Below are 8,806 nucleotides of genomic sequence, written 5' to 3' on the forward strand. Positions count from 1 at the left end.
TCTCTTCTTCCGTTACGTCATTTCTTCGGCTAACATTTAAAATATCTCCTTCTTTTAATTGTTCGAGTATATTCTCGGCTAGTCTTTTCGTATAGGTTCGTTTCTTGGCGACAAAATCTAACTCTTCACTAAAGGGTTTTCGACAATTATCGCACTTAAATTGACGACGATTAACCTGTAGGTACACTGGTTGACCTGAGAGCGGTAAATCTTTGACTAAATGTCGATGATTTTGGTGGAGTTTATCGCTCTCTAACCCACAACGAGGACAGATTGCTTTTTGATTTTTCGATTCGATTTGGCAAACTATACCGATATTTTCTAGGTGTAGATAGCCTTGAATAGACGTTCCTTTTAGGTTCAAAAATTTGTCAAGTATCATAAGTAAAATACTCTGGTTTTTGGCTATTATATCAAATCTTAACTCGATTGTCTATCTTTTGATATTAACTTGTTTGTGCCGTAAGTGTCTCCCTGTATAGATTTCAGCTACTTTTAGGCGTAGGTACTCTCATCGAATTTTATTTTAAGTTAATTATTTGCATAACAATTCCCGAAGAGCCAAAAACTTTTACCACTTCATCAAAAGTTTCTCAATTTCCTTTTTTGATGAATTCTACGAATCTTTTTTTATCGGAATATCTCACTCCTCCCATCCCATTTACTCGACCACCTCTTCTTTGTCCGCTAACTTTTTTTTGCTTTTTTTCCCCATGTTTTTCTTCTCATGACTCTTAAACTATAGCTTTTTTCAGTCTGCTGAGGTACAAAAGTTATGGGCTTTAGACGAAAGGAAAGAAGAATAGGTGTACCTCACTAGCTTAAGAAACGCTATATTCTGAATGAAAACTTGAAGTTTTACTCTTAACTCAAAACTCTTTAGATATGCTTTAATTTAGTTATCAAAATCTCTTTATTTAAGCGGCACAAACTGTCTCAATTTTGATAATTGAGAATAAATTCTCCTTGATTTGATTAATGTTTAGCAACTTTTAAGAGGCGGCTATACCTATCCCTAACTCAAAGTTATATAAAGGTTTTGAGATTTATTCAGCCAACCCTATTTAATGATCGCTGCCGTTTTCCTGTACCGATCCTAACTGTTGACGCACATCATCGATCGCTAGATTTAACTGGGCAATTTTATCTTCTAAACTGCGGCGGGCCATTTCCATACCTTCCTCTGGAGTCAAGCGCCCATTGCGGATCTCCTCCAAAAAAGACTGATTATCACCATCTGCTAAACCGCGACGGCTGCGATTAGCCAACACCGTCCCCAAAACACCGCCCACTAAACCACCGACAATCGCACCAGCCAAAAAACCGCCCGCAAACCCATCTCGCTGACTCATAATCCGTTTTTCTCCTAATAGGTTCCAAAAGCTCGATCGCCGGCATCGCCCAACCCCGGCACGATGTAACCGCGGCTATTTAGTCCTTCATCGATAATAGCCGTATAGATGTTCAAGCTGGGATAATTCTGACTCAATTTCTGTAAAGCCGGTGGGGCAGCCACCACGGAAATCAGGCGAATTAGGGCAGGATCAACGCCTCTGCTGGTAATTTCTGCCATTGCCGTTGAAATTGATCCCCCCGTGGCTAACATCGGTTCAAGAATTAACACTCTCGTGGCCGGATCAAAACTAGCCGGTAATTTATTTAAATAACAACTCGCCTCCAGGGTTTCCTCGTTTCTGGCTAAACCGAGATGATAGGTACTAGCTAGGGGTAAAAGACTTTGCGCCCCTTCCAAAAGGGCTAATCCTGCGCGTAAAATCGGGACTACGGCCATCGGTACGCTAGGATCGATAAAAGTAGCGGGACATTCCGCTAGAGGGGTTTTAATGCTAGTTTCCAGGGTCGGCAACCATTGCCTGGCTGCTTCGTAGGTTAACCAGCGCCCTAGTTCCGTCATCGCTGTTTTAAACAGTACCGAGGGGGTATTTTGATCGCGGGCGATCGCCAGCCAATGCTTAACCAGAGGATGTTCGGGAACATAGACGCGCAGTTGTAAAACCATGAAAACACGAGAACTCGATCGAGGGCTAAACTTTATCTTAAGCCAAAAAGCCATCAGCCCGGAATCAGTTATTAGTTTCTAAAGGCAAGGGGCGACAGGCACTCATGCACAAGAAAGAATCTGGCAATTCTCCCACCTAAAAACAAGGGTAAAAACTAAGTAGGTAGGTATTGAAAACTTTCAGATGCCCCCCTTATTAAGGGGGGACTAAGGGGGGATCGGCACCCTCCTTAATAAGGGAGGCAGGGGGGATCGAACCTAAAATCCATTTTTAATTTAATTATAACCAGCCACCTAAGTACATCAAAGCTTTGAGCCTAACCAATTAGGTTTTAGATTCGGCCTTTGGTATTAGTCATCAGTAAACCGATGACTGAAAAAAGCTCTTGTCAGAGGTCTGCCCGAATATGTAACAATTTATGGGGGAAACCCCCAGCAAATTTAACCAGAAAAACATGGCAGCTACAATTAAGAAAGGAGCTTTAGTCCGCGTGGTGACGGGAAACCTAGAAAATAGCCTCGAAGCCCTAGCCAGCGATCGCCGTTTACCCAGTTATATGTTCGACTCGACAGCAGAAGTCTTGGATGTAAAAGATGATTATGCTTTGATTAAATTCTGTGTTCCCACCCCCAGTGTGTGGCTAAAGCTCGAACAACTGGAACCCGCCTGATGAGGAATTGCCTCATCCATAAACCATGGTTGACTTCTACGATACACTCATCCCCTGTCAATCGCCCCGAGTCTCGGTTATTGGTGCCGGCAACGTCGGACGCACCCTGGCCCAACGCATCGCCGAAAAAAACCTCGCTGATGTGGTTCTCCTCGATATCGTCCATGGTTTGCCCCAGGGTATTGCCCTAGATTTGATGGAAGCTCAGGGCATAGAACTGCACGACAGCGAGATTATTGGCACTAATAACTACGAAGACACGGCAGGCTCGGATATTGTCGTGATTACGGCTGGATTAGCCAGAAAACCTGGCATGAGTCGCGATGATCTCATGAATGTCAATGCTAAAATTGTCGTCGAGGCCGCCACTAAATGCCTCAAGTATTCTCCGGAAGCCATTTTTATTGTCATCACTAATCCCCTGGATGTGATGACCTATCTAGTCTGGCAAGCAACCGGTTTACCCCCCCAAAGAGTGATGGGAATGGCGGGAGTCCTCGATTCTTCCCGTTTACAAACCTTTATCGCCATGGAATTGGGGGTTAGTACCGCCGACGTTCATGCTATGGTTTTGGGTGGTCACGGTGATTTAATGTTGCCCCTACCCCGTTACTGTACCGTCAGTGGTGTGCCGATTACCGAATTAATGGACGAGATAACAATTAACCGTTTAGTGGAGAGAACTCGCAACGGTGGGGCTGAAATCGTCAAATTACTGCAAACTGGCGGAGCTTATTATGCCCCTGCTTCCTCTGCCTGTACCATGGTCGAGACGATATTGAGAAATCAATCCCGTTTACTGCCGGCGGCAGCCTATCTTAAGGGTGAATACGGTTTACAGGATGTCTATCTGGGGGTTCCCTGTCGCCTAGGATGTCGGGGTGTGGAAAGTATTCTGGAAGTGCGTTTGACCGATGCTGAACGTCTGGATCTACACACTTCCGCTGCCTCAGTTCGTCAAAATGTTCATTTAGCTCTTGACAGTCTCAAGGTTTTGATGTAGTTAATACAACTCATATTTTAAGAGGGTACAGGGCAAAGAACCGTTATACAAGGGAGTGCGACGGGAAGAACGCAGACCGATTTGTTTAGTCAGTTCTTTGTTTCCCGATAAAATATAGGCTGTCCAACCCTTAAACCTCTGTTTTAAGACATCACCGAAGGATTTATATAAGGGCCATAATTCTTCGGTATTACCCAATCTTTTGCCGTAAGGGGGATTACAGAGAATAATCCCTCGATCGCTCGTCGGTTCTAAGTCGGTGATGCTTTGCAAGCTAAAATTAATATAGTCCTGCACTTGACAAAAATAGGCGTTATCCTCGGCCTGACGCAAAACCTCATAATCGGCATCACTAGCATAAATTGGCGCATTTAGCTGAGATTTTTGTTTTTCTTTAGCTTCCTGAAGCAAAGATTGCCATAAATCCGGTTGATAGTCTGGCCATTTCTGAAATCCGAACTGGGAACGGGATAAACCGGGGGCAATATTTAAAGCTTTTAACGTCGCTTCGATGACAATGGTTCCCGAACCACAGAAAGGGTCCAAAAGCACCATATCATCCTGCCATGCTGATAATTCTACCAAAGCAGCGGCAAGACTTTCTTTCAGAGGTGCGACTCCCATGGCCCGATGATACCCGCGACGATGTAAACTGTGGCCAGAACTATCTAAACTAAGCACACAGCGATTTTTCTCGATATGAGCGTTAATTTGCAGGTCGGGGTTTTCTGTATCCACAAAAGAACGGGGATTGCCCTGTTGACGCTGTTGGTCGATAATAGCGTTTTTGATGCTTAAAGCGGTGTAATGGGTGTGATTGAGGCGATCATTCGTTCCCGTACATTGTACCGCTAAAGTTTCCTCACTGCTGAGATAATCTCGCCAATCAATGGCTTGAATACCATCATACAGTTCCTTCCCATCCCCACAGGGAATTTCGGCAATGGGAACCAAAACCCGAAAAATAATTCTTGACCAAAGATTGACTCGATAGAGTAGGGAGATATCCCCCTGAAAATGGACTCCGGTGAATACTGGTTTCACTTCTTTGGCCCCTAGGAATTCTAATTCCCTAGCGGCAATTTCTTCTAGTCCCCTAGCGGTGGTAGCAAAATAGGATCGAGTCATTTCAGTTATCAGTTATCAGTTATCAGGTTTCAGTTATCAGTTATCAGTTTTCAGTTATGAGTTATCAGTGACTAGCACTGGTCGTTGGTAGCTTGAAATCAGAAAGATTTTAATTTTTATCCCCTTGTAAATTCCCTATCTCATTCGTTCTTTCTTTATCTTGCAGGTAGTTGGCGATCAAATCAAGTTTTTGTTAGGAAATATTAAGGGTTTCTCTCAATCAAGACTAGACAGCATTCTCTGAGAAAATAATGTAGGCGCTCATCATCATTCTTCTCTCGAGTTGCCTGAGCTATATTTGCTAGTTCTGTTTCTCCTATCTCTATATTATCCAGCCAACGCTCAAAATCTCCTCTGTCCATGTGTTCTTTAAATTTATTGGGATTATCTATAGATAATTCGAGTAATTCTGGGATATTGTTAACGACTTTTACTTCACCATTGTCTAAGTTAAAGAGGTCATTCTGTTATTCTTACTTCCCCTCCCAACGACCGGCTACTGACTCCTGACGACCGACTCCTAACCCCACCAATAAACTTTTTGCCGTAAACCCTACTTAAGTAAGCTAAAACGGATTTTAACCGCCTATCCTTAGATTAGCTGTCTCGGAGTCTCGGAGTCTCGACTAGGAAATTAATTTTGCACGACTACTTAACTAACACTCCATTCAGAAAAATTTCGGCAATACCTTCGGCCATTTCTTGTAAAGCTAAGGGGGAAGCATTACTATCTAAAATAGTTTCACTAGAAAAACCGGCAATTGCGAACATTCCTAGAAAAACCTGAGCTACAATTTTCGGATTCATGGGACGATAGATACCACGATCGATCGCTGTTTGAAAAAAAGCCTCAGCCACATCGGTCATTTTAGCAATTACCTCCGATTGAATCCGCTCTTTTAATTCGGGGTGAAATTGTGCCTCTATAAAACAAACTCGCAATAAATCGCTATTTTCTCGCATTCTCAACACCCTACGTCGCATCACCTGCGCTACCGCTTTATAACTGCCCATTTCGCTCAATTCCGTCAGCAAGTCGGTGAGAATGTCCACCCATCCCCTAGTGGCCACTTCGATTAAAATCGCCTTTTTGTTGGGAAAATAACGAAATAAAGTTCCTTCTGCCACATTTGCTTTTCCTGCTAGGTCTTTGGTCGTGGTTCCTTCATAACCCTTAGCGGCAAATAAACGTAAAGCTGCCTGTAGAATACGACTACGGGTATCTTCTTCCCCAGAATTGGTCTCAGTTAGGGAACGTTGAAAAAGACTTTGCATAATTATTGACAGCTAGAACGGGATAGAGCCATTGTCATCGATCAAGTTAGGTGTTTACTCAAATGCTTCATAAAATTTTGAGTAATTGGGATTAGAGATTGTTCGGTTATCGTTCCGCAGACTTCCCCAGAAATCAAGCTAGAAGCTTGTCCACCTAGCTAAAATCTTAATGAGTTTCATACGGTCGCTGTGCAAGCGGATAGTTAGACCGTAGCTCACCCCTTTTTATACAACCGTTCTGGGGCGAACTGCAAATTCAGACTGCGAACGGGAAAAACAAACATCAAACTCAAAAAGGAAATTAGCCTGCCCCAAAATTAAAGGTGTACTAGGAGCTTGAGTCCAGGCAAATGCTAGATTAACGGTGGGGAATGGGTTAACTTGGCCTTCAACAACGACGGCACGAGCTTGACAATGGGCTAAGTTCCCAGCCAAGATAACCGAAAGATTTTCATTCTCCCAGATAAAGCCTAGTTGTAGGCCCAACTCGTAGGGTAGAACGTTGACACTTGCTCCCGTATCAATCAAACCTTCGGTGTTTAAGGAGCGCCCATTGAGACCCAGCGTCATAGGCACATATGGCATTCGGTCAACCATGCTGGAACTGGTGTCAATAATTTTGTAGGGAAATTTTTGACCATCAAGCATTCTGTTCTTTTTGTTTTGTAGCCAGAAGGTTCATTAAGGTGTTGGCCGCTTCAGAACAGCCATAGGGAGACCAGATTGGGTACTCTTGACCTTCTACAAAAAAGTCTCCGTTCTCTTCTTTGACAAGCTCAGTGGCCAAGAATTGCATTAGTCGCAGCTTGTCAATTTTTGAAAGTTCCTGGATTTGAGATTTGAGTTCAGCCAAGGACATTTTGAGAGCCTCTTTTCTGAAATTTGGTGGCAAGGTAATGATACTGGCTTCTGGTTCAGGTACAGACCAGCAATCAATATTCTACCATCCAGACTGCTGAAAAATATCGTCAGTGCTGGGTTGTAACCAGTATTTTCCCCGATTTTTTTGACTTTTTACTTTTCTCTTGGGATAAGATTGTGATCGATCGAGTTTAGGGAATTTTTATGACCACAGAAAGTTTAGCGACTTCAGAAGCAATAGAGTCAATGACCGATGAATTTCTGGCTAGTACAAGCAGTCACCAAGAAATGATTGAAATGGTTATTTCTACTCTGCAGCAGAATGATACTGCTATGGTACAACATACAGAAAAAGGTTATCTGTGGAAGTTCCAGTATGGTAGCGTTGAGGTATTTGTGCAGTTAACTGGGGAAAGCGATGATGATTTTCTCACGGTGTGGTCTTCTGTGCTGAAATTGCCTGTTCAGGATGAATTGGGATTAACCCGCAAGTTATTAGCGATGAATTGTGCCGAAACCTTTGAATCTCATTTTGCCATTATGAATGAGCAGGTGGTGGTGATTTCTCAGCGTACGGTGGCCGATTTGTCTCCCGGGGAGATTTCCCGAGCAATTACTCTCGTGGCGACGGTAGCAGATAATAATGATGAAATGTTACGAGAATCCTTTGGTGGCAGCTAAAATTTGGCGTTATATCCCTCCAATTATCTCATCGGCAGAGCTACAAATGGCGCTCGATTCTTGGTTACTAGAACAACACCGTTGTGGTCATCATCCCCCGACTCTGCGTTTTTATCAATGGTCGCCCCCGGCTATTTCCTTGGGCTATCATCAACGGCAATATCCCGATTTTTGGCGTGATTTGACTTGGCAAGGTCAAAAAATCTCCCTAGTTCGTCGTCCTACCGGTGGCCGGGCCGTACTACATCAGGGGGATTTGACTTATATGGTGGTAAATTCGGGGATGAAGGGGAATGTTAGGAAAGTTTACTGTCAAATCTGTCAATTTTTAATCACAGGCTGGCAAAATCTCGGTCTAGAATTGTCCTACGGTGCTGCCGGCCGGGGATATATCCATTCTGCTAACTGTTTCGGTACAGCTACCGGTGCGGATTTAGTCGATAATTGGGGAAATAAATTTATTGGGAGCGCCCAACTGCAACGGGGTTCCTCGGTTCTCCAACATGGTTCGATGGTGTTAGAGCAAGATAATTCGCTGTTTGAGCAAGTTTTCGCCAGTGCTGCCCCTCAAAAGCTCAATTTAGCCCCAGATTTGACCCTAGAGACAATTATCGCTACCCTGAAAACCGCCGCCGAGGAATGCTTTGATTGTCAATTGCTAGAGCAACCCCTAGAGGATTGGGAATGGCGATCAATTAAAAAAATGAATATAAATACTCATTGACAAAAAAGTTTTTGTGTGTACAAAAAATCAATTATGAGTCAAGTTGTATAGATTTGTAATTTTTTGCTAATAATAGTTAAAGGTAGATAGAGGCCGCAAGGAACCAAAGTCTTACCGAACTCGAAATTATTGTCTAGCTTGTGCTAGTTTAAGAAACGTTAATCTTTTACAGTTTGTGAGGATTAACGAGTGATCGCAGCTAGTTTAGTTAAGCTAATCCAGTCAATCGATCGCGCCATCTTATAAGACAATGGGAGTAATCCCAGACTCAAAAAAGTTAAGAAATCTTGCCCGTGATTTCAGTTAAGCAAGAGGAAAAACCCCCATGACCATTGCTGTCGGACGCGCCCCAGAAAGAGGGCTGTTTGATGCTCTCGATGACTGGCTCAAAAGAGACCGTTTCGTCTTCATCGGTTGGTCTGGTTTACTACTCTTCCCCTGCG

General features: G+C 43.4%; 11 protein-coding genes and 1 pseudogene. 5 read left to right on the forward strand and 7 right to left on the reverse strand.

The features are described from left to right. The 3 genes from IQ224_RS18890 to upp form a co-directional block, all read right to left on the reverse strand. Window positions 1–382, reverse strand: a 382-nt coding sequence (locus IQ224_RS18890; RefSeq protein WP_194033352.1) for a transposase family protein, incomplete at its 3' end; no start/stop codon positions are given. Window positions 383–1,064: 682 nt separating this feature from the next. Beyond that, a complete protein-coding gene (locus IQ224_RS18895) occupies window positions 1,065–1,352 on the reverse strand; it encodes a hypothetical protein (protein WP_002738615.1) in 288 nt (95 codons plus the stop codon). A 14-nt stretch (window positions 1,353–1,366) separates the two neighbouring features. Beyond that, window positions 1,367–2,020: a uracil phosphoribosyltransferase gene (gene upp / locus IQ224_RS18900; protein WP_002738378.1), complete on the reverse strand. Its 654-nt coding sequence runs from the start codon at window positions 2,018–2,020 to the stop codon at window positions 1,367–1,369. Window positions 2,021–2,475: 455 nt separating this feature from the next. On the opposite strand from upp, the gene IQ224_RS18905 reads away from it, so the two are divergent. Both IQ224_RS18905 and mdh read left to right on the forward strand, forming a co-directional pair. Further along, on the forward strand, window positions 2,476–2,691 hold the full coding sequence (locus IQ224_RS18905) for an NAD(P)H-quinone oxidoreductase subunit O (RefSeq protein ID WP_036397110.1): 216 nt from the start codon (window positions 2,476–2,478) through the stop codon (window positions 2,689–2,691). A 25-nt stretch (window positions 2,692–2,716) separates the two neighbouring features. Next, a complete protein-coding gene (gene mdh, locus IQ224_RS18910; RefSeq protein ID WP_002747035.1) occupies window positions 2,717–3,694 on the forward strand; it encodes a malate dehydrogenase in 978 nt (325 codons plus the stop codon). Here mdh and IQ224_RS18915 read toward each other — a convergent pair whose 3' ends face one another. From IQ224_RS18915 to IQ224_RS18930, 4 genes are all read right to left on the reverse strand, one after another. Beyond that, entirely contained in the window at window positions 3,695–4,822 is a 1,128-nt protein-coding gene (locus IQ224_RS18915; RefSeq protein ID WP_002747033.1) for a class I SAM-dependent RNA methyltransferase, read from the reverse strand. It abuts the gene before it with no gap. A 648-nt stretch (window positions 4,823–5,470) separates the two neighbouring features. Then, on the reverse strand, window positions 5,471–6,097 hold the full coding sequence (locus IQ224_RS18920) for a TetR/AcrR family transcriptional regulator (protein ID WP_002747032.1): 627 nt from the start codon (window positions 6,095–6,097) through the stop codon (window positions 5,471–5,473). Window positions 6,098–6,322: 225 nt separating this feature from the next. After that, on the reverse strand, window positions 6,323–6,745 hold the full coding sequence (locus IQ224_RS18925) for a hypothetical protein (protein WP_002747031.1): 423 nt from the start codon (window positions 6,743–6,745) through the stop codon (window positions 6,323–6,325). After that, a complete protein-coding gene (locus IQ224_RS18930) occupies window positions 6,738–6,956 on the reverse strand; it encodes a hypothetical protein (RefSeq protein WP_002747030.1) in 219 nt (72 codons plus the stop codon). The genes IQ224_RS18925 and IQ224_RS18930 overlap by 8 nt, the downstream gene beginning before the upstream one ends. A gap of 206 nt (window positions 6,957–7,162) precedes the next feature. On the opposite strand from IQ224_RS18930, the gene IQ224_RS18935 reads away from it, so the two are divergent. The 3 genes and pseudogenes from IQ224_RS18935 to IQ224_RS18945 form a co-directional block, all read left to right on the forward strand. Then, on the forward strand, window positions 7,163–7,639 hold the full coding sequence (locus tag IQ224_RS18935) for a YbjN domain-containing protein (protein WP_002738440.1): 477 nt from the start codon (window positions 7,163–7,165) through the stop codon (window positions 7,637–7,639). Then, window positions 7,602–8,363, forward strand: a complete 762-nt coding sequence (locus IQ224_RS18940) for a biotin/lipoate A/B protein ligase family protein (RefSeq protein WP_036402321.1) — start codon at window positions 7,602–7,604, stop codon at window positions 8,361–8,363. The genes IQ224_RS18935 and IQ224_RS18940 overlap by 38 nt, the downstream gene beginning before the upstream one ends. Window positions 8,364–8,688: 325 nt before the next feature. Beyond that, a pseudogene (locus IQ224_RS18945) lies at window positions 8,689–8,806 on the forward strand (photosystem II D2 protein (photosystem q(a) protein)); the annotation flags it as partial.

This window comes from Microcystis sp. LEGE 00066 (assembly GCF_015207925.1).
In the GTDB taxonomy this organism is placed as follows: Bacteria; Cyanobacteriota; Cyanobacteriia; order Cyanobacteriales; family Microcystaceae; genus Microcystis; species Microcystis ichthyoblabe_A.

Bases quoted from the DNA above. Each gene is read 5' to 3' on its own strand.
- IQ224_RS18925 (WP_002747031.1), bottom strand. From the start codon at position 6,745: ATGCTTGATGGTCAAAAATTTCCCTACAAAATTATTGACACCAGTTCC.
- IQ224_RS18915 (WP_002747033.1), bottom strand. From the start codon at position 4,822: ATGACTCGATCCTATTTTGCTACCACCGCTAGGGGACTAGAAGAAATT.
- mdh (WP_002747035.1), top strand. From the start codon at position 2,717: ATGGTTGACTTCTACGATACACTCATCCCCTGTCAATCGCCCCGAGTC.
- upp (WP_002738378.1), bottom strand. From the start codon at position 2,020: ATGGTTTTACAACTGCGCGTCTATGTTCCCGAACATCCTCTGGTTAAG.
- IQ224_RS18940 (WP_036402321.1), top strand. From the start codon at position 7,602: ATGATGAAATGTTACGAGAATCCTTTGGTGGCAGCTAAAATTTGGCGT.
- IQ224_RS18930 (WP_002747030.1), bottom strand. From the start codon at position 6,956: ATGTCCTTGGCTGAACTCAAATCTCAAATCCAGGAACTTTCAAAAATT.
- IQ224_RS18935 (WP_002738440.1), top strand. From the start codon at position 7,163: ATGACCACAGAAAGTTTAGCGACTTCAGAAGCAATAGAGTCAATGACC.
- IQ224_RS18905 (WP_036397110.1), top strand. From the start codon at position 2,476: ATGGCAGCTACAATTAAGAAAGGAGCTTTAGTCCGCGTGGTGACGGGA.
- IQ224_RS18895 (WP_002738615.1), bottom strand. From the start codon at position 1,352: ATGAGTCAGCGAGATGGGTTTGCGGGCGGTTTTTTGGCTGGTGCGATT.
- IQ224_RS18920 (WP_002747032.1), bottom strand. From the start codon at position 6,097: ATGCAAAGTCTTTTTCAACGTTCCCTAACTGAGACCAATTCTGGGGAA.